This window comes from Clostridium sp. DFI.5.61, assembly GCF_024462915.1.
In the GTDB taxonomy this organism is placed as follows: Bacteria; Bacillota; Clostridia; order Oscillospirales; family Oscillospiraceae; genus Lawsonibacter; species Lawsonibacter asaccharolyticus.
The window spans coordinates 19,719-42,731 of record NZ_JANGBZ010000004.1; the positions used below are offsets into that span (position 1 = coordinate 19,719).

19 protein-coding genes are annotated in these 23,013 nt (G+C 63.9%); 10 read left to right on the forward strand and 9 right to left on the reverse strand.

The genetic code is table 11. The features are described 5' to 3' along the window. Window positions 1-41 precede the first annotated feature (41 nt). Window positions 42-4,841 carry a cytidyltransferase-related domain protein gene (locus tag NE584_RS03400; RefSeq protein WP_256181787.1) on the reverse strand — a complete coding sequence of 1,600 codons (4,800 nt, stop codon included), beginning with the start codon at window positions 4,839-4,841 and terminating at the stop codon, window positions 42-44. Between the two features lie 244 nt (window positions 4,842-5,085). Between NE584_RS03400 and NE584_RS03405 the strand changes: the two genes are divergently transcribed. Continuing rightward, window positions 5,086-5,742, forward strand: coding sequence for an NAD(P)H-dependent oxidoreductase (locus tag NE584_RS03405; RefSeq protein WP_256181788.1), 657 nt, complete (start codon window positions 5,086-5,088; stop codon window positions 5,740-5,742). 89 nt (window positions 5,743-5,831) lie between these two features. Here the strand turns inward: NE584_RS03405 and NE584_RS03410 are convergent, their stop codons facing one another. The 4 genes from NE584_RS03410 to NE584_RS03425 form a co-directional block, all read right to left on the reverse strand. Then, a complete protein-coding gene (locus NE584_RS03410; RefSeq protein ID WP_256181789.1) occupies window positions 5,832-7,520 on the reverse strand; it encodes a DAK2 domain-containing protein in 1,689 nt (562 codons plus the stop codon). 27 nt (window positions 7,521-7,547) lie between these two features. Beyond that, window positions 7,548-7,895: an Asp23/Gls24 family envelope stress response protein gene (locus NE584_RS03415; RefSeq protein ID WP_050623000.1), complete on the reverse strand. Its 348-nt coding sequence runs from the start codon at window positions 7,893-7,895 to the stop codon at window positions 7,548-7,550. Window positions 7,896-8,137: 242 nt separating this feature from the next. Next, complete coding sequence (locus NE584_RS03420) at window positions 8,138-9,334, reverse strand: VWA domain-containing protein (RefSeq protein WP_050623001.1); 1,197 nt, start codon at window positions 9,332-9,334, stop codon at window positions 8,138-8,140. 4 nt (window positions 9,335-9,338) lie between these two features. Beyond that, window positions 9,339-10,151, reverse strand: coding sequence for a MoxR family ATPase (locus tag NE584_RS03425; protein ID WP_050623002.1), 813 nt, complete (start codon window positions 10,149-10,151; stop codon window positions 9,339-9,341). Between the two features lie 282 nt (window positions 10,152-10,433). Here NE584_RS03425 and NE584_RS03430 point away from each other — a divergent pair, with 282 nt between their 5' ends. The 5 genes from NE584_RS03430 (at window position 10,434) to NE584_RS03450 (ending at window position 12,581) form a co-directional block, all read left to right on the forward strand. Continuing rightward, the gene (locus NE584_RS03430) at window positions 10,434-11,447 is read left to right on the forward strand and encodes a C45 family peptidase (RefSeq protein ID WP_256181790.1); all 1,014 of its coding nucleotides are present in this window, start codon (window positions 10,434-10,436) and stop codon (window positions 11,445-11,447) included. Between the two features lie 147 nt (window positions 11,448-11,594). Next, on the forward strand, window positions 11,595-11,906 hold the full coding sequence (locus NE584_RS03435; protein WP_050622476.1) for a DUF6442 family protein: 312 nt from the start codon (window positions 11,595-11,597) through the stop codon (window positions 11,904-11,906). Then, the gene (locus NE584_RS03440; protein WP_256181791.1) at window positions 11,903-12,034 is read left to right on the forward strand and encodes a hypothetical protein; all 132 of its coding nucleotides are present in this window, start codon (window positions 11,903-11,905) and stop codon (window positions 12,032-12,034) included. Before NE584_RS03435 ends, NE584_RS03440 begins: the two co-directional genes overlap by 4 nt. 21 nt (window positions 12,035-12,055) lie before the next feature. Next, window positions 12,056-12,370 carry a DUF6442 family protein gene (locus tag NE584_RS03445; protein ID WP_108980073.1) on the forward strand — a complete coding sequence of 105 codons (315 nt, stop codon included), beginning with the start codon at window positions 12,056-12,058 and terminating at the stop codon, window positions 12,368-12,370. A 4-nt stretch (window positions 12,371-12,374) separates the two neighbouring features. Continuing rightward, window positions 12,375-12,581, forward strand: a complete 207-nt coding sequence (locus NE584_RS03450) for a helix-turn-helix transcriptional regulator (protein WP_050622479.1) — start codon at window positions 12,375-12,377, stop codon at window positions 12,579-12,581. 193 nt (window positions 12,582-12,774) lie between these two features. On the opposite strand, the gene NE584_RS03455 is transcribed toward NE584_RS03450, so the two are convergent. Both NE584_RS03455 and mnmG read right to left on the reverse strand, forming a co-directional pair. Next, window positions 12,775-13,677 carry an MBL fold metallo-hydrolase gene (locus tag NE584_RS03455; protein WP_108980074.1) on the reverse strand — a complete coding sequence of 301 codons (903 nt, stop codon included), beginning with the start codon at window positions 13,675-13,677 and terminating at the stop codon, window positions 12,775-12,777. 17 nt (window positions 13,678-13,694) lie between these two features. Further along, window positions 13,695-15,560 (reverse strand): tRNA uridine-5-carboxymethylaminomethyl(34) synthesis enzyme MnmG, encoded by a 1,866-nt coding sequence (gene mnmG, locus NE584_RS03460; RefSeq protein WP_050622481.1) that lies wholly within the window; start codon window positions 15,558-15,560, stop codon window positions 13,695-13,697. Window positions 15,561-15,873: 313 nt separating this feature from the next. Here mnmG and proS point away from each other — a divergent pair, with 313 nt between their 5' ends. After that, window positions 15,874-17,316, forward strand: a complete 1,443-nt coding sequence (proS, locus tag NE584_RS03465) for a proline--tRNA ligase (RefSeq protein WP_256181793.1) — start codon at window positions 15,874-15,876, stop codon at window positions 17,314-17,316. 307 nt (window positions 17,317-17,623) lie between these two features. Here the strand turns inward: proS and spoIID are convergent, their stop codons facing one another. Continuing rightward, window positions 17,624-18,691: a stage II sporulation protein D gene (gene spoIID, locus NE584_RS03470; RefSeq protein ID WP_256181795.1), complete on the reverse strand. Its 1,068-nt coding sequence runs from the start codon at window positions 18,689-18,691 to the stop codon at window positions 17,624-17,626. Window positions 18,692-18,820: 129 nt separating this feature from the next. Further along, complete coding sequence (locus tag NE584_RS03475) at window positions 18,821-19,363, reverse strand: QueT transporter family protein (protein WP_256181796.1); 543 nt, start codon at window positions 19,361-19,363, stop codon at window positions 18,821-18,823. A 352-nt stretch (window positions 19,364-19,715) separates the two neighbouring features. Between NE584_RS03475 and NE584_RS03480 the strand changes: the two genes are divergently transcribed. The 3 genes from NE584_RS03480 (at window position 19,716) to NE584_RS03490 (ending at window position 22,975) form a co-directional block, all read left to right on the forward strand. Then, entirely contained in the window at window positions 19,716-20,759 is a 1,044-nt protein-coding gene (locus NE584_RS03480) for an acyltransferase (RefSeq protein WP_256181797.1), read from the forward strand. Then, a complete protein-coding gene (locus tag NE584_RS03485) occupies window positions 20,746-21,567 on the forward strand; it encodes an amidohydrolase family protein (RefSeq protein WP_256181798.1) in 822 nt (273 codons plus the stop codon). The genes NE584_RS03480 and NE584_RS03485 overlap by 14 nt, the downstream gene beginning before the upstream one ends. A gap of 85 nt (window positions 21,568-21,652) precedes the next feature. Continuing rightward, window positions 21,653-22,975, forward strand: coding sequence for an MATE family efflux transporter (locus NE584_RS03490; protein WP_256181861.1), 1,323 nt, complete (start codon window positions 21,653-21,655; stop codon window positions 22,973-22,975). Window positions 22,976-23,013: the final 38 nt, after the last annotated feature.

Here is a 23,013-nt window from a genome sequence, read left to right on the forward strand (position 1 = left end):
GCAATGGTTTCCCGCAGATCATTTCCAGCAGTCGGCGGAGGTCAGCCCCGGGGGTGGGTCCTCAGCAGCTGCTCCAGGTCGTTCTCCAGATAGACCGACGCGGCCAAGTTGGGGTCATAACCCAGGCAGGTGCCCTTGTCGGGACACAGGGGCAGGATGACCGCCTCAGCCAGCCGGCCCAGAGTCAGATTCCGGCCGTAGAGTGCCCGGTACTCCCGCTCCAGGGTGCCGATCACATCCCGGGCGGACTCCAGGCAGCAGCGGGAGAGTTGGAAGACGGCCTCCTCCCCGCACTCTTTGGCGAAGGGAGGGACGGCATAGGGCAGGATGTGGTTGATTCCCGGCAGCAGGCCGGGGACTGGGGGCCGGGAGCGGCGCACTGTGTTGCCCCCGATGAAGGGGTACAGGGTGGCCTCCACGAACCACTGCCGCAGAGAGGGCAGGAAGTACACGCTGTCTACCGGCCGCTTCTGCTGACTCATCAGGTCCCGGCCGTAGCCGGAGAGGATGCCCACCAGGACAAGCTGGATGTCCACCCCCTCCTGGCGCAGGACGGGGTCCAGGGCCTTGATGCGCACCCCGGGGTGCATCAGGTCGTCCACCAGGATGACGGGCCGGTCAAAGGATTTGATGGTGCGCACCTGGCAGGGGATGGAGGCGTAGTTGGGAAATGCCTCGATGGTGCTCTCGCTGAGGTCAGGGGAGTACACCCGGTCGGTGTGGATGGTCTTGGTGACCGTGTTGGGCACAGTCTTGCCCCGGAGCAGCTTACCGAAGGGGACGCACATATATTTCCCCAGCTTCCGGGGGGTGGTGGGCTCCTGGGGCACCTGGTTGAACTGGGTGATCATCCGCAGCAGCCGGTGGTGGATCACGTCGGCAGACAGGGTGAGGACCAGGTTGCCTGGATACAGGCCGGTGAGGGCGGTCTCGAGCCGCTGGTGTCCCCGCCGGATGGCGGCGAGCACCCTAGGGTTGCGGCTCAGGGGCTCCTGAATGGTGGTCTCCAAATTCTGGAGCAGCACCACCGGGGCCCGCAGATCGGCCTCCAGCGGCCCCCCATCCCGGCGGATGAAGCCCTGCCGCCGGAAGAGCTCCTCTGTCTCCGGGGGGCACAGCCCCTCGTGGGGGTGGAAGACAGCGTAGACGCACTCCGCCTCCAGGGCGTGGGAGAGCACCTCACTGACCAGCAGCTGGGCATAGTCCTTCTCCTGCTCCTCTTCGGCGGCCAGGCCGGTGATGAACAAAGTTTTACCTCCCGCCCGCAGGCGCACCTGGTCCGCCAGATCGGCGTTTTGAAACGCGGAGTAGAGGTCGGCTGTAGACAGATAGCGGAAGCTGAGCCAACCCAGCATGGGCTCCCCGCCCTCCCGACGGTGGCGCAGCACCAGCAGCTGGTCCCCGTCCCGGAGGATAGCGGTCCGCAGGCTCTCCCGCTCCCGGTGCCCAGCAGTGACATCGGCCACCAGCAGGGGGTCCGGCCGCTCCACCCACTGGAAGGACAGGTCCCGGGCGTTGAGCAGGGGCTTGTCCTGGGTGTCGCGGAGGTACAGGCCGTTCTGATAGATGAAGTCCTGGATCACCGGGTCGATGAAGGTGGAGATGTCCCGGTTCATGTCCACGTTCTCCCGGATACGGGTAGAGCTGATGTCCTCCAGGTGGGGGGGCAGCTGGAGCTGGATCACTTTTCCGGTGATGCCCAGCTCCTTTCCCTCCGGCAGGGGGGGCTGGCCCGCCCTGCGGAAGATGATGTGGTCCATGGAGTGGACCGACCAGTCCACAGGGGCGGCCTGATAGGCGCTGGCGTGGCCCACCACATCGCTGCCCACCACCAGATAGACCTCCTGGCCGGGGAAGAGCTCCCGCAGGCGGCGCAGGTCCCTGGGGTTGGACAGGTTCACCGGGATATCGTTGGGAAACAGGTGGATGTGGAAGTCCCCGGCGATGGACAGGTTGACGATCTGCCGGCGGATCATGTGGGGCTGGGGCTTTTTGGACCAGGAGAACTCGTCCACCGCCAGATACACCTCGAAGCCCATCTCCCGAATGGCGTGGGCGATGCCCTTGTGGGACAGGGTGAAGGGGTCAAAGGTGCCGGGGAAAAAGGCGATCTTCCGGGGCTGGGAGAAGGCGAAGGGCCCCTTGTCCAACCGCCGCAGGGCGATGAAGCGGTTGATGTGGGCCAGGGCGGAAGCCCGGTAGAAGAAGGTCAGCGGGTCCTGACGGGGGCCCGCCTGGATGAGGAAGAGGAGCTTGCGGTAGCACAGGGAGAACAGGCGGGACTTCTCCTCCATGGAGAGCACCGGGCTGTCGAAGAGCATGGTCCCGGTGACCAGAAGGGCCTCCTGCCGCACCTCCTCCCGGTAGTGGGCCAGCCCCTGGAGCAGCAGGCCCAGCAGCTCCTGGCGGCGGGCCTCATAGGCCCGCTCCGGCTCAGGGAAGCGCCCCCGGTAGGCGGGGTAGTGCTGGAGCAGCACCCCCACGGTATTCAGCGCCCCGGACACGGCGATGTTGGTGGGGGAGCCCAGCAGGTTCTTCAGCCACAGCACCTGCTCGTCCAGCTCGCTGGGGTGGAGGGACAGGGCAGCCCGGCCCAGATACTCCGGGATATACTTGGAGATCTGGTACTGGCCCATCTCCAGGCCCTTGCCCAGCTCCACCACCACCTCGTTGCGCTGCTCCCGGCGCAGCAGGGGGATCAGGCGGACCAGGGCCTCGCCGGCGGCGTGGCGGACGCCCACCCGCTCGGACACCTTCACCAGGTTGGAGAAGTGGGTGGCGATGTGGAGCATGTGCTCCCGCAGGCCGTGCTCCACCTGGTCCTGGAGCAGCTCGATGCCCACCACCTTGATGATCCAGTGTGTGGCGCTCTTCAGGTTGTCCAGGAAGATCTCGCTGGTCACGTCCTGCTCATACAGGGCCGCCTGATAGTCGGACACGTCCTCCCCCGCCCGCTGGAGGACCTTATACCGCAGGAAGAGCAGCGGCAGGCTCCCGCCGGCGGCAGACCGGGCGGCCGCCGCGATCTGAGCCATCTGGGGGTGATCCTGGGGCAGGGAGCGCTGGGCCTCCCGCAGGAACTGGAGGGCCGCCGCCTGGAGGCGCAGGTTGCCGGAGGCGGCGAACCAGGCCGCAAAGCGGATGAGGCCGCCCCGGGTCTCCTGGTCATATTGCTGGGCGGGCAGATAGCGGATGGCGTCCAGCAGGGTGAAGGCGGTATCCTCGTCCTTCTCCTCCGGCCGGTCATAGTAGCGCAGCAGCGCCCCGATGAAGCGTGGCATGGTCTCGCTCCGGCCGTATTCCAGCAGGGCGTCCACCACCAGCTTCAGGGTATAGCCGATCTGGCCCCGCTGCTGGGGGGTGGTCTTGTGGTCGGGGTAGATGAGCTTGTCCAGATACTCCTCCCACAGGGTGAAGGGCACCTCCTCCGCCGGGTCAGTGCGGGCGTCGGCAGGCACCTCCTTGCGGTAGACCAGGTGGAATTTGGCGATGATCTTTCCGATGAGGCTGGCTGCCTGGCGCCGGATATCCCCCTCCCGGTGGATCAGCAGCTCATAGAGGAAGGCCAGGGCCTGGGTCTTCTGCCGCACGGACAGATAGGTGCAGTACTCGTCGAACACATCCAGATAGGCCCGCAGCTGCTGCCAGCTCTTGGCCGAGCGGGCGGCCTCGATGATGTTGCCGAACTTCCGCTCGCTGCTCAGCTGGTGCATCAGCTTCAGGTTGTGCTCTACCGACAGCAGGATCAGGCTGTCCACCGTCTCGTCCGGGGGCATCAGGGCCGGGTCCTTGGGGGGCTTCCGCGCCCCCGGCTGCCCGGTCAGGTCTACGTCCACCCCCAGAGAGCGCATGTAGTCCTCGAAATCGTGGAGCTTGCCGTAGACGAACTCATACCGGCGGCGCTTTGCCTGGTCCACATTCTCCAGCTTCCTCAGGATGATGTGGAAGGACTCCTCCAGGGGATAGAGGATGGTGGTCTCCCGCCCCTGCTCATCCCGTCCCTGCTTGCTGCGGAAGTCGGCGTAGATCAGACACAGGGACTCCATGGAGAGGGTGTCCAGCTCCAGGTCCCAGGTGGAGTGGTTGGCAGCGATGTGGCTGACGGCGGGCATCCCCCGCCCCAGCAGCCACTGGTCGGTGTAGTAGTAGTGGAGGAGCGGGACACGCTCCCCGGGCCGGCAGCCGAACTTGCCCAGGTCGTGGGCGGCGGCGGCAGCGGACACCAGCGCCAGGTCTACGTTCTCCCCCGCCTCCCGGATGCCCCGGGCCACGGTCATGGCGATGTAATGCACCCCCGCGATGTGCCCCAGGGTGCGGAAGGGGGTGGTCTCCTCGCTCAGCCGCATCATCTCATAGACGTACTCCTCCCGGAAGGCGGCCAGGAAGCGGCGGTACTCCTCCCCGCACTCATATTCCCCCATTTCCTCTGAGGAGAGGAACTGGAAGTCCTTCAGGGGGTCGAAGGGCACCGCCCTCCGCTCCCGGTCCAGCATCACCTGGAGGACGGTGAGGAAAAACAGGGCCCCCGCCTCATACTCCTCCCGATCAGGGGCGAAGCCTTGACCGGGGTACATCCGCTCCCGGGCGTACTGGGTGCAGAAGGCCAGCCACCCCTCCTCCGGCCGGGGGGCGAGCCGGGGCAGTACACAGGAGCACAGCTCCAGCACATGGGCGCACTCCAGCCGCCCCCGGATGGGCAGCATCTGCTCCAGCCCCTCCGTCCATCCCGGCACCTTCAGCAGGGCCAGCGCCGCCTTCCGGCTGGGGGCAAAGGGCATCTTCCGCGCCAGCAGCGCGTCGGCGATCTCCCCGTTGATCTCTCGGATCAGCTTCTCATGCATAGGCTCCGCCTCTCTTCTCCTCCGAGGCCGGCCTGTCCGCGCTCAGGGCCGCCTCCGGGTTATTTTTTTATTGTATCACGCGGAGCACGCCCGGTAAAGAATCTTTCGCCTGGGAGACTCCCATTTTTTCCCGCTTTTGCCCGATCTCTCCCGTGTTTTCGATTCTCATTGCAAATCCTGGCCCGGCGCGGTACAATGGGAGCATATGGGAAAGGGCTCAAGATGCCCAAAGGAGGAGATACGTGTGAAAGTCCTGCTCATCAACGGTAGCCCCCACAAAGAGGGCTGCACCTACACCGCCCTGTCCGAGGTGGCGGCTCAGCTCCAGAAGCATGAGATCGAGACCGAGATCTTCTGGATCGGCAATCAGCTCATCCGGGGGTGTATCGACTGCAGATCCTGCTGGGGCAAGGGCCGCTGTGTTTTCGACGATGACAGCGTCAATCAGTGCATCCAGAAGATCATCCAGGCCGACGGCCTGGTGGTGGGCTCCCCAGTCTATTTCGGCGGCATCGCGGGGGGGCTGAAGTGCCTGCTGGACCGGGTGTTCTACGACGCCAAGCGGCTGTTCTTCTACAAACCTGCCGCCGCCGTGGTCACCTGCCGCCGTGGCGGGGCCGGCAACACCTTTGACCAGCTCAACAAGTACTTCACCATCTCCTCCATGCCGGTGGTGTCCTCCCAGTATTGGAACGGCGTCCATGGGGACCGGCCGGAGGAGGTCCGGGCGGATCTGGAGGGGATGCAGACCCTGCGCCTGGTGGGGGACAATATGGCCTGGCTGCTCCGCTCCATGACCGCCGCCCGCGAGGCCGGCGTGGTCCCCTATGAGCGGGAGGTCCGTGTGAAGACCAACTTCTACAAGCCGGAGGCCGACCCCAATGTCCAGGGGGAGGGCTGAGCTCCTCATCCCCTCTTCTTTTACATCCTGCATGGAATATCCAAAAAAACATCGGGAGCAGCCTTAGGCTGCTCCCGATGTTTTTGCACTTATTCGGCGGAGATCATGTAATAATACACAGGCTGTCCGCCGGGCAGCAGGTTGATCTCGGCGGAGGGACACGCCTCCGTGAAGATATCCGCGGCCTTTTGGGCCTGCTCCTCCGTCACATCCTCGCCATAGAAGATGGTGATGAAGCCGGCATCCTGGTGCTCCGGGGCCTGGGCCAGCCGGGTGAGCAGGGTGTCCAGGTCCTGATCCGTACCGAACAGCTGGTGCTCCTCCAGGGCCAGATAGTCCCCCTGTTTGATGGTGAAGCCGCCAAAGTCGGAGTCCCGGGCGGCATAGGTGACCTCCGCGGTGTGGACATTCTGAAGCGCCTCAGTCATGGCCTGGGTGTTGTCCTCCTCCTGGGCATCCAAGTCCACCGCCAGCATGGCGGAGATGCCCTGGGGCACCGTTTTGCTGGGCAGGACCACCACCCTCTTGTCCTCGCACAGCCGCACGCACTGCTCCGCGGCCATGATGATGTTCTTGTTATTGGGCAGCACATAGACGATCTCTGCAGGAGTCTTATCCACCTCCCGCAGGATGTCCTCGGTGGAGGGGTTCATGGTCTGTCCGCCGGAGATGACTCCGTCCACCCCCAGGTCACGGAACACAGCCTCCAGCCCCTGTCCGGCACAGACGGCTACAAAGCCATACTTCTTCTCCGGGGCGGCCTTCACCGGCGCCCCGCCGTCGGCGCCGGCCTCCAGTTCGGCCTCCACCGCCTCCAGGTCGTCGGTGCTCTGCACATGCTTGCCCGCCGCCAGGTCATCGGCCTGGGTGCGCATGTTCTCGATCTTGGCCAGCTCCAGGGTGCCGTACTTCTGGGACTCGGTAAGGGCGGCGCCGGGGGTGTTGGTATGGACGTGGACCTTGAAGGCCGTGTCGTCCTCTCCGATGACCAGGCTGTCCCCGATGCTGTTCAGATAGGTGCGGAAGGGCTCCAGATCCACCTCCTCAGTGTGTTTGCGCACGATGAATACGGTGTCAAAGGCGAAGGTGATGTCCTCGGCGGCCATGGCCACGAAGTCGGCCTTGTCCGCCGGGGCGGACTCCTCCTCCACCTGAGGCATGGGCTCTCCCCGCAGGCTGTCCAGCATCCCCTGGAGGATCACCAGGAAGCCCTTGCCCCCCGCGTCCACCACGCCGGCCTTCTTCAGCACCGGGTTCTGGTTGATGGTGTCGGCCAGGGCTTCCTGCCCCTCCCGAATGGCGGCCTCCAGCACGGACTCCGCCGCGTTCTCTTCCCGGGCGGCGGCGGCGGCCTGAGCGGCAGCCAGGCGGGACACGGTGAGGATGGTGCCCTCCGCGGGCTTCATCACCGCTTTATAGGCGGCGGCCACGCCGAAGTCCAGGGCGATGGCCAGATCCCGGCCGTCGATGGTCTCCCGGTCCTTGAGGGACTTTGCAATGCCGCGGAACAGCAGGGAGAGGATGACGCCGGAGTTTCCCCGGGCCCCCCGAAGCAGGGCGCTGGCCGCTGTCTGGGCCGCTTCTCCCACGGTGGCACACTGCTTTTTCTTCAGCTCCGCGGCGGCAGCGCTGATGGTCAGGCTCATATTGGTCCCGGTATCCCCGTCGGGGACTGGGAATACGTTCAGGTCGTTGATGTGCTGCTTCTGGGCACTGATGGCGGCGGCGGCATGGATGACCATCTGCTGAAAGGCCGCTGCGTCAATGGTCTGTGTCATATCGGCGATGTTCCTTTCTACAAATGGTTAAAACCGCATGGAGTCCACAAAGACGTCCACGGATCTCACTTCCACGCCGGTGGTCTTGCTCACCACATAGCGCACCTCACTCATGATGGAGCGGCAGACGGCGACCAGATTGACGCCGTTTTCCACGATGATGTGCAGCTCGATGGAGACGGTCCCGTCCTCGTTGTAATATACTTTGACTCCCTTGGCCATGGATTCCCGCTTGAGCAGATGGACCAGGCCGTCGGTCTTGGAGCGGACCGCCATGCCCTTCACGCCATAGCAGTTGGTGGCGGCGCTGCCGGTAATGGCAGTAAACACATCGCTGCTGATGCGGATCTCGCCCAGATCGTTTTCCAGTTTCATGGTTGCATCCTTCCTTTCACCAGGGCGGCCGGGGCCGCGGCGGACGGCGGGCCCTGAGGCGGGCTCTCCCGCGGCGCGCCCTCTGGATGGGCTTTCATACTGATACTGGTCATATTTTATTCTATTTCCCGTAAAAATACAAGTACAAGATGGGTCTCTTCCGCCCCGGGCACAGAGAAAAACGGAGGCCGGAGCACGGGGTCCCCGCGTCCGGCCTTGGCCCGCTCCAGGAAAACCGGTGCTCACCGCACCAGAAGCTTCTTCATAGCCTCCTCCAGCCCCTCCACTGTCAGGGGGAACATGGGGAACTCCCGGCCGATGGTATCATAGGTCCGGGTCCAGTACTCCCCCCAAGTGGGCCGGTCGCCGGGATTGAGCCACACGATATGGGGATATTTCCCCTTGAGCATCTGGAGCCACTCCAAGCCGCAGCGCTTGTGCTCCTCCCCATCCGGAGTTCGGTAGCGGAACTGGGTCACCAGCTCGTGGGGAGCCATCTGGGCGTCCCCCACCAGGATGACCTTGTACTCGCTGGACAGGTTGCTCAGCACCCAGTCGGTGGGCACCGTGTTGCTGGGACGGAGGGTGGGCTCGGTGTACAGGCGGGAGTAGACGCAGTTGTGGAAATAGTACACCTTCAGATCCTTGAAATGGCCCGACTTGCTCACCGCCTGGAACAGAGCGGAGCACAGGCGGCTGTAATACTCCATGGACCCGCCGGAGTCCATGAGCAGCAGCACCTTCACTGTGTTCTGCCGGGGCTTTTTATAGCGCACCTTCAGGGAGCCGGCGTTGTTGGCGGTATCCTTGATGGTGTTGTCCACATCGAACTCAGTGGCAGGCAGGTCCACCAGGCCGGAGAACTGCCGCAGATGGCGCAGGGCCACCTGGAACTGGCGGGTGTCCAGGGTGTTGTCCCCCCGGAAATCCCGGAAGCGACGCTCGCCCGCCACCCGGAAGGCCCGCTTGCCCTGGCCCTCGCCCCCCACCCGGATGCCGTTGGGGCTCATGCCCGAGTTGCCGAAGACGGACATGCCGTGGGTGCCTACCCAGTAGTTGCCGCAGTTGTGCTGCTCCCGCTGCTCGTTCATCCGCTCTCGGAACATCTCTTCGATCTCCGTGTTGGACAGCAGCTCATTGAGCTCGGCCTGCTGCTCGTCATACCGGCCCATCAGAGCATCGGGGCGGTCCAGCCAGTCCAGCAGCTCCTGGGACACCTCCTGCTCGAAGGGCACGTCCTTGAAGTACTCCAGGAAAGCCCGGTCAAAGCGGTCGAAGTCGGCCTCCGTCTTCACCAGCAGTGCCCGGCACAGGTAGTAAAAGCCAGTGAGGCTGGCCCCCTCCAGCCCCTTGTCCAGGGCTTCCATCAGAGCCATCCACTCGGTGAGGGAGATCTTCAGGCCGCTGCGGCGCAGCAGATAGAGAAAATCACCGAACATACCATCACCGCCAGCTCTTGCGCAGGGCGTCGATGTCCTCGTTCTTCTTCAGCAGCACGCCCAGATAGGGCACCTCGGCCACGACGCGGTCGGGGTCATAGCCCCCGTGGATCAGGGCCTGTATCCAGTCGATGATCTCGCTGGTGGAGGGCTTTTTCTTGATCTGGGGCAGGCTGCGGATGCGGTAGAATGCCTCCAGCACCTGGTCCAGCAGATGCTGGTCCAGATCTTGGAAGTGCACGTTGACGATCTCTGCCATCAGCTCCCGGTCTGGGAACTCGATGTAGTGGAATACGCAGCGGCGCAGGAAGGCGTCGGGCAGCTCCTTCTCCGCATTGGAGGTGATAATGACGATGGGGCGGTGCTTGGCGGTGACGGTGCGTCCCGTCTCCGGGATGTGGAACTCCATCCGGTCCAGCTCCCACAGCAGGTCGTTGGGGAACTCCAGATCGGCCTTGTCGATCTCGTCGATGAGCAGGATCACCTGGTCGTCGGCGGTGAATGCCTCCCCCAGCTTGCCCAGCTTGACATACTTCTCGATGTCGTCCACGCCCTCGCCGCCGAATTGGCTGTCATACAGCCGCTGGACCACGTCGTAGACATACAGACCGTCCTGGGCCTTGGTGGTGGACTTGATATTCCAGATGATCAGCTCTTTGCCCAGGGATTTGGCGATGGCCTCAGCCAGCACCGTCTTTCCCGTGCCCGGCTCCCCTTTGATCAGCAGGGGCTTCTGGAGCACCATAGCGATATTCACCGCCCGCATCAGTTCCTCGGAAGCGACATAGTCCTGGCTTCCCTGAAATGTCTCACTCATAGCAGTATCCTTTCCCGGCCCGGGGGCCATTTCATCATTTGACATAGATATTTGGAATTTTATCGTTTTTTCCCCGCAAATGCAAGCCCTTCCCGCCCAAAATCCAAAATTTCAAAGTCTTTTGCAGGAGCGGGGCCGGGCCAGCCCTCCAAAAACGGCCTGGAATAAAAAAATTTAAAAAATAAATCGGCCTTGCTCCAATATTTTAATTGTGCTACCGTTCTTTTGAGAGGCGGCGCCGCGCTCTTTACTCTGAGATCTGAACAGAAAAGGAGCGTTTTTATGCTTCACACACAACTGCACGGCACACACTGGCAGATCGGCTTCCAGCTGGGAGCCGGTCTGGCCCGGGACGGCCATTTTATCCTGGACGCTGTTCCCTTTCCCATCACCCCGGCGCGGCTGGAGTTTGCCCGGACCTGCCTGCCCCTCTGCCGCCGGTGGTTCCCCGCCGCCCTGGAGGAGCTGCGGGGGCTGGCCCAGGGGCAGGGGTGTGCCCCGGACGAACTGGCCGGGGTCCTCTTCTCCATGTACGCCATGCCGCCCGGCCCCTGCTGCTCCTGCTTTGCCCTGCGCAGGGGGAGAGGGGCCCTGTTCGGCCGGAACAGCGACTTTCTCACGGAGCTGGAAGAGCACAACGCCAACTGCCTATACCGTTTTTCCGACGGCGGCTATTCTTTTGTGGGCAACACCACCTCCTTCCTCCAGATGGAGGACGGCGTCAATCAGTTCGGACTGGCGGCGGGACTCACCTCGGTGCCCCCCAGCCCACCCCGCCCCGGGCTGAATGCTGGTCTGACCCTGCGGCTCCTGCTGGAATCCTGCCGGGATGTTCCCCAGGCCCTGGCGCTGCTCCGGCAGCTCCCCGTCTCCTCCTGCCACACGCTGGTGCTGGCCGACCGGGCTGGGCGTATCGCCCTGGCGGAGTGTGCCCCGAAGCGCACCCAGATCCATTGTCCCGGGGAGACGGACGCCTTCGTCTGCTCCGTCAATTCCTTCCACCTCTCCGCCATGGCCCCCTTCCGCCGGCAGACGGACGACGACTGGCGGGCGGAAGAGCGCTATCTGACCCTCACCCGCTCCCTGGCCGCCTGGGGCCCGGAGCTCGACCTCCAAGCTGGACAGGACCTGCTCTCCGGCAGGATGGGCTTCCTGTGCCAGTATGACCGCAGGGAGGGCCGGGACACCGTCTGGTCCGTGCTCTATGACACGGCCTCCGGCACCCTCCTGCGTGCGGAGGGCAACCCCGGCCGCCTCCCCTTTCAGCCAGACTCCAGGCTCTCGTTTCGTTCCTGACCTCATACGGGGAGCGGCCCTCTGCCGCTCCCCGTCATCTTATTACGCTTGTCATCTTGCAAAGTATTATTATTTTTTTGCAAGGTTTACTTGACAATTTTGGGGTGACGTGATATGCTTGCCTCACCAAACGAAAGGAGCGCTGCTATGATGGACAAGGAAGACATTCTGAAGCGGAGCCGCCGCGAGAAGGACGAGGGCCTGACCTATGCCCAGGACCGGGGCCGGCAGTACGGCGTGGTGGGATTTCTGGTGCTGTTTCTCGTCATCATGATCTACAACATGGTCCGGGGGCTGGACAACTCCCTGCCCCTGACCCTGTTTTGGGCCTATCTCTCCTGCGAGGCCGCAGGCCGCTACTTTGCCCGGAAGGAAAAGAGCGTGCTGGCCACCGCAGTGCTGGCCGGACTGGCCTCCCTCTTCTCCCTGGTCTCCTACATCCTGGAGACCCTGCCGTGAGCCCGGCCAGACCGCTGGGGCCGGCCAGGCTGGTACTGACGTTTGTGCTGCTGTCCGCCCTTTTCCTGCTGGCCCTGCTGGCGGGAATGCTGCGGCTGCTGGTACTGGCGCTGGTGCCCGCCCAATGAGAAAAGAAAGGAGCATGATCCATGAACAAGGAAGAGATCCTGGCGAAAAGCCGCAAAGAAAACGTCCTTCAGGACGAGATGGAGCGCACTGTCCGCATCGAGGGGGAGTCCTTCAGCCTGATCCTGGTCTTTCTGGTGGGGGTAGTGATCGTGATCTTCAACCGGCTCCACGGCCTGCCCGCCAACAGTGTGCTGGCCATGTTCTGGGCCTCCTGTGTGGGCAACCGCCTCTACCGTCTCACCAAGCGGAGGAACACCTCCGACGTGGTGACGCTGCTAATCTCTCTTGCTTTTTTGGCCTGGAATCTGGTAAGATACTTCACACAGGGATGGTGAGGACATGGATGAACAGCTGGTCTTGAAAAATCGCTTAAAGGTGGCCCGGGCGGAGCGCGGTCTGTCCCAGGGAGACCTGGCCAAGCTGGTGGGCGTGTCCCGCCAGACCATCAGCTCCATTGAGACCGGCCAGTTCAACCCCACCGCCAAGCTGGCCCTGGTGCTGTGCATCGCGCTGGACAAAAAATTTGAGGAGCTTTTCTATTTCTGAAATAAATTTTTCGAATTTTTGGTTTAATTTTTCTGTAATTTCTTGATATTAAACCTTGTTATTATCTACCCGCAAAAATTATATAATATTGAATATACGCCGACCAGCTGGCAGCAATATGCTCGTTAACGGTCCGCACAGAATTTACCGGGCCCCGGAGATCAAATATCTCCGGGGCCCGGTTATACTGTCCTCATATTTTCTTTGATGGCAGGTAGAAGGCCGTCCCCTGGCGGGTCTCCATGCCCAGCTCCCCCTGGTCCATCAGATACTCCACAAACAGGCGGATGTTCCGCTCGTAGTACAGCGCCCGGCGGGGCCGCCGGGTGAGCAGGGAAAACCGGGTGCATACCGCCCGGCAGATTTGGCTGAAGTCCATGGGCTCTGTGATCAGGTCCCGGATCTCTCCGGCCCGGCGGCGCACCAGCTCCTGGTTGGCGTCGATGAGGGGGCCGATCTCTCTTCCGGCGCACACCCCCTTGTGAGCCATGATAAAGAAGTCGCAGTCCTCCAGCTCCCGCAGCCGCTCCCGGCTCTCCATGGCCAGCTGGATGGACAGGCCGTAAGGCAGCTTGGCGTCCAGCAGCGCCTGGGACATCAGGGCGTCCCCGGTGTAGCACACGTTGTCCGGGGTGACGGCACAGATGTGGCCGGAGGAGTGCCCCGGTGTGTGCAGGATGCGGAACATGGCTCCCGCCAGCCGGATGGGCCCGTCCACCGGTGGGAGGATCAGGTCCGGGACGTGCACCATCTCGCTCATCTCCTGCTCCGCCGCATCGGGGGAGACCAGCAGCCGGTAGCACTTCAAATTCAGGATACTGCTGCACATCCCCGCCTCCGGGGCGGTGAGTGCCACGGGGAGGTGGTACTTCTCCTGAAAATACCGGTTATTGGCGCAGTGGTCCACATGGGCGTGGGAGCACAGGATGCCTGCCGGCTCCAGCCCCGCCTCCAGCAGGGTCTTCTCGATCTCATCCCGCTCCTTGGCCAGCCCGCTGTCCAGGAGAACACACCGCCGGTCGTCCAGCAGGTACAGGGGGATCAGCTCGTTGGCCTCCAGCACCCAGGTGCTGCCCTTCACTTGTGTCAGCTTCATCTTCTTCTCCTTTGTCCTCACTTGCCCAGATAGACCATCAGCACCGCCACATCAGCGGGGGAGACGCCGGACACCCGGCTGGCCTGCCCCAGGTTCCGGGGCCGGATCTGGGCCAGCTTCTGCCGGGCCTCCAGCCGCAGGCCGCCAATGGCCTCATAGTCCAGGTCCGGCGGGAGAGGCCGGTCCTCCAGCTTCTTCATCTCCGCCACCTGCCGCAGCTGCCGGTCGATATAACCCTGATACTTGATGGTGATCTCCACCTCCCGGACAATCTCCCTGGGAAGGGGGGGGCGCTCCGGGTCGAAGGGAGCCAGCTCCTCATAGGTGATCCTGGGCCGGCGCAGCAGGTCGGCCAGCCGGGCCCCGTCCCGCACCGGAGGCTCCCCTTTCTCCGCCAGCAGGGTGTCCAAGGCAGCGGAGGGAGGTGTCCCGGCCCGCTCCAGCCGGGCCGCTTCCCGGTCCACCGCCTCATACTTGACCTGCACCGCCTCCGCCTGCTCCCGGCTCACCAGCCCCAGCCCGCGGCCGATGGGAGTCAGGCGGCGGTCGGCGTTGTCCTGGCGGTGGAGCAGCCGGTACTCGGTGCGGGAGGTCATCATGCGGTAGGGCTCGTTGGTCCCCTTAGTCACCAGGTCGTCGATGAGCACCCCGATGTACCCCTGGTCCCGGCGGAGGATCAATGGCGGGCGGCCCAACAGCTTCAGGGCGGCGTTCACCCCCGCCACAAAGCCCTGCACCGCCGCCTCCTCATAGCCGGAGGAGCCGTTGAACTGTCCCGCTCCGTACAGTCCCGGCACCTGCTTGCTCTCCAGGGTGGCCTCCAGCTGGGTGGGGTCCACGCAGTCATATTCGATGGCATAGGCGCACCGGGTCATCTCCGCCCGCTCCAGCCCCGGAACGGTGTGCAGCATCTCCAGCTGCACCTCCTCAGGCAGAGAGGAGGAGAACCCCTGGATGTACAGCTCCTCCGTGTCCAGCCCCATGGGCTCCACGAAGAGCTGGTGGCGCTCCTTATCCGGGAAGCGGACCACCTTGGTCTCGATGGAGGGGCAGTACCGGGGCCCTACCCCCTCGATGGTGCCATCGTACAGGGGGGAGCGGTCCAGATTGGCCCGAATGATGTCGTGGGTGCGCTGGTTGGTGTAGGTCAGCCAGCAGACCGCCCGGTTCTCCGGCGGGCGCTCTGTCTGGAAGGAGAAGGCCAGCCCCTCCTCATCCCCAGGCTGCCGCTCCATGCGGGAGAAGTCCACACTGCGGGCATTGACTCGGGGGGGCGTGCCCGTCTTGAAGCGGCGGATGGTCAGGCCCAGCCCCGTCAGGCACGCTGTCAGGGGGACGGCGGCAGCCAGGCCGTCAGGACCGGAGTCCCGGACCACCTCCCCCACGATGGTGCGTCCCCCTAGATAGGTCCCGGTGGCCACCACAGCCGCCTTGACCCGGTAGACCGCCCCGGTGTAAGTGACCACGCCGGACACCGCCCCTCCGTCTGTAAGGATGTCCACCACCTCGGACTGCTTCACCCACAGGTTTTCCTGGCGCTCCAGGGTGTGCTTCATCACCTTCTGATATTCCCGCCGGTCCGCCTGGGCCCGCAGGGACCAGACTGCCGGCCCCTTGCCCCGGTTGAGCAGGCGGTACTGGATGCAGGCCCGGTCGGCCGCCCGGCCCATCTCGCCCCCCAGGGCGTCCAGCTCCCGGACCAGATGGCCCTTACCGGTGCCGCCGATGGCCGGGTTGCAGGGCATGTTGCCCACCGCATCCAGGTTGATGGTGAAGCACGCCGTCCGCAGCCCCATTCTGGCGCAGGCCAGGGCGGCCTCAATGCCAGCGTGGCCCGCGCCGATGACGGCCACATCAAATTCTCCTGCGTCGTATCGTGTCATCGCTCTTTCTCGTCTCCCCGGCAGGCGGCGTGGATGATCCTCTGCCGCCTGCTCTGTGCATTTCGGGTCATTGTAACACAAAATCGGCCCACGCGCAAGGAAAAGGCCCGGTCTCGCCCCGCCTCAGCCTACCAGGTCCGCTGCCGCGGCGTGGCTGAGGATATAGAATTCCCCTTGTCTGGGCCTCCCATACCGCTTGTTTTCCTTGACTTTTCCCGGTTCTGTTTATAAAATGGATGGGACACATTGATCTGATGCCCGGCCCTGCGGGGCCGCGCCAGTTTTTAGTTTGATGATAAAGGACGGATCTAGAATGGCCAATGACAAGAAGAAGCAGGTGGAGCAGATCACCGACATGGAGGTGGACTTCGCCCAGTGGTACACCGACGTGTGCAAGAAGGCGGAGCTGATCGACTACTCCTCCATCAAGGGCATGTTCATCTACCGCCCCTATGGCTATGCCATCTGGGAGAACATCCAGCGGGAGATGGACCGTCGGTTCAAGGAGACCGGCCACGAGAACGTGTATCTGCCCATGCTGATCCCCGAGTCCCTGCTCCAGAAGGAGAAGGACCATGTGGAGGGCTTTGCCCCTGAGTGCGCCTGGGTCACCTACGGCGGCAGCGAGAAGCTGGAGGAGCGCTACTGCATCCGTCCCACCTCTGAGACCCTGTTCTGTGAGCACTATAAAAACATTATCCACTCCCACCGGGACCTGCCCAAGCTGTACAACCAGTGGTGCTCTGTCCTGCGCTGGGAGAAGACCAGCCGCCCCTTCCTGCGCCACCGGGAGTTCCTGTGGCAGGAGGGCCACACCATGCACGCCACCGAGGAGGAGGCCCGGGAGGAGACCATGCGGATGCTGAACCTCTACGCCGACTTCATGGAGAATGTGCTGGCCATGCCCGTGGTCCGGGGCCGCAAGACAGATAAGGAGAAATTCAACGGCGCGGAGGAGACTTATACCGTGGAGTGCATGATGCATGATCGGAAGGCCCTCCAGGCGGGCACCAGCCACTACTTCGGTGACGGCTTCGCCCGGGCCTTTGACATCACCTTCACCGGCAGGGACAACCAGCTCCACTACCCCCACCAGACCAGCTGGGGCGTGTCCACCCGGATGATCGGCGGCATCATCATGACCCACGGGGACAACAACGGCCTGGTCCTGCCCCCCCGCATCGCCCCCATCCAGGCCATCGTCATCCCCGTGGCCCAGCACAAGGAGGGCGTGCTGGACGCCGCCGCCGCCCTGCTGGACCGCCTGAAAGCGGCGGGCATCCGGGCCCAGATGGATGACAGCGACCAGTCCATGGGCTGGAAGGCCGCCCAGTACGAGATGAAAGGCGTCCCCCTGCGTGTGGAGATCGGCCCCAAGGACATGGAGAAGGGCCAGTGCTGCATCTGCCGCCGGGACTCCGGCGAGAAGGTCTTCGTCCCCCTGGCAGAGCTGGAGGCTAAGGTTCAGGAGCTGCTGGACGCGGTCCACGACGGACTGTTCCAGCGGGCTAAACAGAATCTGGAGGACCACACCAAGGTGTGCCGCACCCTGGACGAAGTCAAGTCCTTCATGGAGGGCGAGGGCGGCTTCGCCAAGACCATGTGGTGCGGTGAGCTGGAGTGTGAGCTGAAGATGAAGGAGCAGGCCGGGGTCACCTCCCGGTGCATGCCCCTCAAGCAGGAGGCAGTGGGCGACACCTGCGTCTGTTGCGGCAAGCCCGCCAAGCACATGATCTACTGGGGCGTGGCATATTGACCTTTGATGGATGAAATATGGAAGGGCTCCGGCAGTCAGAAGCTGCCGGAGCCCTTTTTGTATCCCCGCCTCTTCCCAATGCCATTCGGAGGCCGGCCTGCATCTGCGGCTCTGCTGTTGCTCCAGGTGCTCATATAGGGAGACCCCCCCGCGGGATGGTCTTTGAATTCTGCTCTCTGGTCCACCCCTCATCAGGCCGTGTTCCCGCATCTGGTGCTCTTCCTATGTGCTGCGGCCGCTGCGGACGAGACGGCCCTCTGTCAGAAGCGGAGGGGCCTCCGGTGCGGCGGGGGCTGTTTCCCCGATCTTATTCCCCCGCCGCTCCGTACAGCTCCCCCACCTCTGTCCCGGTGTAGTACCAGGTGAGGATCTCCTCGAAATCGCTCCCCTCCCTAGCCATGGCATTGGCCCCGTACTGGCTCATGCCCACCCCGTGTCCGTAGCCGGTGACGTCAAAGGTGAAGGCTTCCCCGTCCCAGGACACGGAAAAGCTGGCGGAGCGGAGCCCGAACAGAGCCCGCACCTCGCTCCCGGTGAGGGTGACGCCTCCCAGATCCACGGAGGCCACTCCGCCGGCTGAATTTTCCACCGGCTGCGAGAACCACCCTGAGGGATCCCCGGACAGGTCCGCCCCCGGATACTGTGCCAGCGCCGCCGTCCTGACCTCTTCCGCCGTCAGGACCACCTGACTGTGGTAGTTGGGCACCTCCTCCCCCTCCGGGCTCTCCACTCCCACCAGATAGTCCACCGAATTCCCCCATGCCTCCACTGCCCCCACCGTCCGGCCTGCAGCGGAGGAAAAAAACACCGCCTGAATGGGCGCCCCGTTATAGAGCACCCCCAGTCCATCGGTCTCCTCCACGGCCCGCTGGATCTTTCCGCTGTACAGTTCCGCATTGGCCCCCCAGCGGGCCTCCGCCTCCGCCCGGTCCAGATACGCCTGGCAGCAGCCGCTGTCATCACAGATCTGGGCGTCCGGGTGCCGGGGGCTGGATGCCTCCTGAAGGGTGACCGTATAGGTACGGGCGGCGCAGGCCTGTGCCTTCAGGGCCTCCTCCTCAAAGGAAGCGGGCATCTCCGCTGCCACCACCCCCCACAGGTACTCCTCCATGGTCAGCTCCTCCACTGTCCCGTCCGATCGGCTCAGCCGCACTACCCGCCCCCGGTCCTGGCTGGCGGCCGAGACGCTGGACGGCGTCCGATGGAGGGGCAGTGTTCCCTGGGGCAGAAGCTCCTGGGAAAATTCCCCCTGCCGCACCAGCAGGGCGGGCATCAGGAACAGGACCAGAGCCAGGGCCACCCCCGCTCCGGCCGTCCGGCCCAGATCCTTCCGCATCCTCCGCCCCCTGGCGGCGTCTCGCCCCTGGAATCTCATGTCCCGCCCTCCCGCCTTTCCCCTGATTGCTCTCACACCCTCCAGATTATGCATGTCCCACCCCAAACATGCGCAAAAAGAGATCACCGGACGGCTCTCCCGACCGGTGATCTCTTTCTCGTTCTATCTTCAGGCCCGCTCCCGCCCCGCACGGGAAGACAGCCGCTCCAGCCGCTCGGCCGGGATCATCCCCCTGAAATAGGGCACCTGAGGCATTGCGGACAGCAGCAGGGAGCCCAGAGCATAGCAGGCGATCAGCTCACCCAGCCCCACCGTCACCGCGTTGAAGCCGAATGCCGTCCAAAACGCAGGAGTAATGCCGGTCTCCGCCCAGGCGATCTCCGCCCCCACGATCACTGCGTTGCACAGCACGGGGGGCAGGGGTGCCAGCCATCGGCTGGTCATCCGGCTGGTCCACAGGCAGGCCAGCAGGGTGGCCATGGACCCGAACACCACATCCAGCACGAAGGGAGAAAACAGGTTGGCGATGATGCACCCCACAAACAGCCCCGGCGTGGCGGCGGGGAACAGGAACGGGAGCACGGTGAGGGCCTCGGCGAACCGGATCTGGACCGCTCCGTACTGGGGCACGGGCAGAGTGATGGTGAGCGCTGCGTAGACAGCGGCCAGGACAGCGGCCAGGGTCAGGTCTCGGGTGGTAAATTTGCGCATAAAAAAACCTCCATTTTCTTTTTTAGAGAACGAGAGGCAGGGCCTCCCGAACGAACACGGCGCGTCTCACGACCGTGCTTGGACGAGATGTGGGAACTCGTCCCCGGCATCATACCACAGCCCGCTTCCCCTGTAAAGAAAAATTTTGCCCCCGGTCGTTCGCCTACTGTAGGAGTACAATACATGCTGGACAGATGAATAAAAAGGATGGAGGACAATGCCTCATCGGTTAAAGTTGAAGTTGTGGACAACAACTCAATGAGAGAGGGAGGAAGATCGGGACAGACTCGGCTTTTCTTTCCCGGGCGGCTGTGATATAATATTATGTTACAGGCCAGAGGAGGTGAGGCGCATGGAGCGCGGGAGCGGACACAACGACAAGCTGGACCTGTGGAAATGTGTCGCCATTTACAGCGTCATCTTTATCCATATCCTCCTTCCGGGACAGATCGGGGTGGCGGTGAACTGCCTGGCCCGGTTTGCGGTCCCGCTGTTTTTCCTCTCCGCCGGCTTCTTCAGCTGGCGCAGTCCGCCCCGTGTGCTGGCCCGCCGGACGGTCCGCACCGCCGGCCTGCTGCTCTTCGCCTGCCTCGCCCTGCTGGGTCTTGGGTGCGCCATGGCCAAACACGGCGGTGCCTCCATGGGTGCCTACCTTCTGGGGTGCTTTACCTGGGCCAACGCAGCATCGCTGGTACTGTGGCAGCTCTTTCCCCTGCCCTACTCCTGGCCGCTGTGGTTTCTGGCCGCGCTGCTGATGATCTACCTGATGTGGTGGGGCCTCACCGCGCTGCTCCGGGGCCGCCTGCCCCACCGCCTGCTGGCCGTCCTGGCCCTGGGCCTGCTGGCCGTCCACCTGGTGCTGGGGGAGGGCCGGAGTCTCCAGGGGCTGGCAGTGGACAGCGTACGCATCCGAAACGTGTGGCTGGACGGCCTGCCCTTCTTCCTCCTGGGCACCTGTATGGGATCGCAGCGGGAGCGGATCGAGGCCCTGCGGCCGGGCTGGCTCTGGCTGGGGGCGGCGGCGGGGTCCCTTCTGGCGCTGTGGGAGCGCAGCCGCACGGAATTCCTGGACCTCCATGTGGGGACGGTGCTGGCCGCGGTGTGCGTGATGGCGGCCTGTGTGGCCGGTCCGGCGGTGAAAAGCCCGGTGCTGAGGAGGACCGCCTGCCGCTGCGGGCGGGAGCTGACCTTTTATATCTTTGCCTTTCATGTGCCCATCTACGGGGTGATGAAGGAGTGGAGCGACACTGTGCCGGGCTTTGCCTGGGCCATGGAGCGGAGCTGGCTGCTCCCCTTCCTGGTGGCGGTGCTCTCCACACTGCTGGCCATTGGCCTGAATGGGGGCGCGGCCTGGCTGCGCCGCCGGATCAGAGGAGGGACTTATGAAGATCATTGACGCGCACCTGCACATCTTTCCGTCCGAGCCGGGGACCGATGCCATGGCCCGTGGGGTGGGGCACGAGAACTCGGTGGAGCATCTCCGGCAGGTCTATGGGGAGCTGGAGATCGTCCACGGGGTGGTGATGGGCAACCGCAGCCTGGAGACCGGCTTCCACAACTACCCCCGGGACCTGTTCCACTACTGCGTGGGGCTGGACAGCCTGGTGCTCCGCCGGGGGAGCCACATCCCGGAGGACCTGCCCGACCAGGTGGAGGAGCATCTGAAGCGGGAGAACTGCTGCGGCGTGAAGCTCTACCCCGGGTACAACCGGATCTGGCTGTCCGATCCGGTGTACGAGCCCGTCTACCGTCTGGCGGAGCGGTATGACAAGCCGGTAGCGGTCCATATGGGGCTCACCGCCCACCCCCGGGCCCACCTGAAGTACAGCCACCCCCTGGCGCTGGACGAGGCGGCGGCGGACTTCCCCAGGACCCGGTTCGTCATGTGCCACTTCGGCAACCCCTTCCTGGAGGCGGCCGCGGCGGTGCTGGAGAAGAACCCCAACGTGTGCGCTGACCTGTCCGGGCTGCTGGAGGGGCGTGCGGACCTGGACCGCTACTTTGTGGAGCGGGCCGGATACGTGGGGCTGCTGCGCACCTGGATGGACTATCTGGGCTGCTGGGACCGCTTCCTGTACGGCACCGACTGGCCCATCGTCAATCTGTCAGAATACCGGGACTACGTCACCCGCATCGTGCCGGAGGAGCGCCGCCCCGCCGTCTTCTTTGACAACGCCAACCGGGTCTATGGGCTGGGGCTTTGACTGAAAATCCAGAAAAGAAAGGCAAGTGACTCCTGTGGAGGAGAGAGAATCAAATGTGCTGGGGACGGCACCCATCGGCCGTCTGATGCTGAAGCTGGCCGTACCAGCGGTGGCCGCCCAGTTCATCAACATGCTGTACAACATCGTGGACCGCATCTACATCGGCCACATCCCCGAGGTGGGGGACCTGGCACTGACCGGGGTGGGGGTGACCTTTCCCATCATTACGCTGGTGTCCGCCTTTGCAGCCTTTGCCGGGCAGGGAGGCGCGCCGCTGGCCGCCATCCAGCTGGGGGCGGGAAAAAAGGACCAGGCGGAGCGGATCCTGGGCAACTCTCTGGCACTGCTGCTGATGACCGCCGCAGTGCTGACGGTGGGCTTCAGCGCCTTCAAGGAGCCCATCCTGCGGGCCTTCGGCGCCTCGGACGCCACCATTGGCTATGCCTCCAGCTACATCGGCATCTATCTGCTGGGCACGGTCTTCGTCCAGCTGGCCCTGGGCCTGAACACCTTCATCAGTGCCCAGGGGAAAGCGATGACCGCCATGCTCAGCGTGCTCATCGGCGCGGTGCTGAATATCGTACTGGACCCCATCTTTATTTTTGTTTTCCAGTGGGGGGTAAGGGGTGCGGCCCTGGCCACCATCCTGTCCCAGGCGGTGAGCGCCTGTTGGGTGCTTGCCTTCCTTTGCTGTCCCCACAGCATCCTGCGCATCCGCCGCGCCTATGTCCGGCCTGACCCCAGAGTGATGGGGAAGATCGCCGGCCTGGGAGTGGCACCCTTTATCATGCAGTCCACCGAGAGCCTGGTAACCGTGGTCCTGAACACCGGGATGCAGACCTACGGCGGGGACCTGTATGTAGGCTCCATCACCATCATCCAGTCCATCATGCAGATGATCGTCATGCCCACCCAGGGCATCACCCAGGGGGTCCAGCCCATTATGAGCTACAACTATGGGGCCAAGAACTACCGGCGGGTCCGGCAGACCTTCAAGCGGCTGCTGGCCGTCACCATGGCGGTCACCTGCTCCGCCTTTGTCATGGTGGCCCTGATCCCGGGGGTGCTGGCCCGTATCTTCACCCCTGAGCAGGAGCTGATCCAGCTGGTGTCCCGGGTCATGCCCCTCTTCTTCGGGGGCATCTGGGCCTTCGGCGCCCAGATGGCCTGCCAGAGCACCTTCATGGCCCTTGGTCAGGCCAGGACCAGCCTGTTCCTGGCCCTGCTGCGGAAGGTGATCCTGCTGGTGCCCCTGGCCCTCATCCTGCCCAGAGTCACCGGCAGCGTCATGGGGATCTATGCGGCCGAGCCTATCGCCGACATCCTGGCCAGTGCCACCACCCTGACTTTGTTCCTCTCTCAGCGGAAAAAGCTGCTGCCCACCGAGAAGGACGCCCCGAAGGGCTGAGGGGCGAGACGGGCCGCTGTGGCAGAAGGCCCCACGGT

What these genes read in the sequence shown, in the direction of transcription:
- NE584_RS03400 (WP_256181787.1), bottom strand. Translation starts at nt 4,841, where the DNA reads ATGCATGAGAAGCTGATCCGAGAGATCAACGGGGAGATCGCCGACGCG.
- NE584_RS03420 (WP_050623001.1), bottom strand. Translation starts at nt 9,334, where the DNA reads ATGTTCGGTGATTTTCTCTATCTGCTGCGCCGCAGCGGCCTGAAGATC.
- NE584_RS03415 (WP_050623000.1), bottom strand. Translation starts at nt 7,895, where the DNA reads ATGAAACTGGAAAACGATCTGGGCGAGATCCGCATCAGCAGCGATGTG.
- NE584_RS03480 (WP_256181797.1), top strand. Translation starts at nt 19,716, where the DNA reads ATGGAGCGCGGGAGCGGACACAACGACAAGCTGGACCTGTGGAAATGT.
- NE584_RS03455 (WP_108980074.1), bottom strand. Translation starts at nt 13,677, where the DNA reads ATGAAGCTGACACAAGTGAAGGGCAGCACCTGGGTGCTGGAGGCCAAC.
- NE584_RS03445 (WP_108980073.1), top strand. Translation starts at nt 12,056, where the DNA reads ATGAACAAGGAAGAGATCCTGGCGAAAAGCCGCAAAGAAAACGTCCTT.
- NE584_RS03425 (WP_050623002.1), bottom strand. Translation starts at nt 10,151, where the DNA reads ATGAGTGAGACATTTCAGGGAAGCCAGGACTATGTCGCTTCCGAGGAA.
- mnmG (WP_050622481.1), bottom strand. Translation starts at nt 15,560, where the DNA reads ATGACACGATACGACGCAGGAGAATTTGATGTGGCCGTCATCGGCGCG.
- NE584_RS03485 (WP_256181798.1), top strand. Translation starts at nt 20,746, where the DNA reads ATGAAGATCATTGACGCGCACCTGCACATCTTTCCGTCCGAGCCGGGG.
- NE584_RS03410 (WP_256181789.1), bottom strand. Translation starts at nt 7,520, where the DNA reads ATGACACAGACCATTGACGCAGCGGCCTTTCAGCAGATGGTCATCCAT.
- NE584_RS03450 (WP_050622479.1), top strand. Translation starts at nt 12,375, where the DNA reads ATGGATGAACAGCTGGTCTTGAAAAATCGCTTAAAGGTGGCCCGGGCG.
- spoIID (WP_256181795.1), bottom strand. Translation starts at nt 18,691, where the DNA reads ATGAGATTCCAGGGGCGAGACGCCGCCAGGGGGCGGAGGATGCGGAAG.
- NE584_RS03490 (WP_256181861.1), top strand. Translation starts at nt 21,653, where the DNA reads ATGCTGAAGCTGGCCGTACCAGCGGTGGCCGCCCAGTTCATCAACATG.
- NE584_RS03435 (WP_050622476.1), top strand. Translation starts at nt 11,595, where the DNA reads ATGATGGACAAGGAAGACATTCTGAAGCGGAGCCGCCGCGAGAAGGAC.
- NE584_RS03475 (WP_256181796.1), bottom strand. Translation starts at nt 19,363, where the DNA reads ATGCGCAAATTTACCACCCGAGACCTGACCCTGGCCGCTGTCCTGGCC.
- NE584_RS03430 (WP_256181790.1), top strand. Translation starts at nt 10,434, where the DNA reads ATGCTTCACACACAACTGCACGGCACACACTGGCAGATCGGCTTCCAG.
- proS (WP_256181793.1), top strand. Translation starts at nt 15,874, where the DNA reads ATGGCCAATGACAAGAAGAAGCAGGTGGAGCAGATCACCGACATGGAG.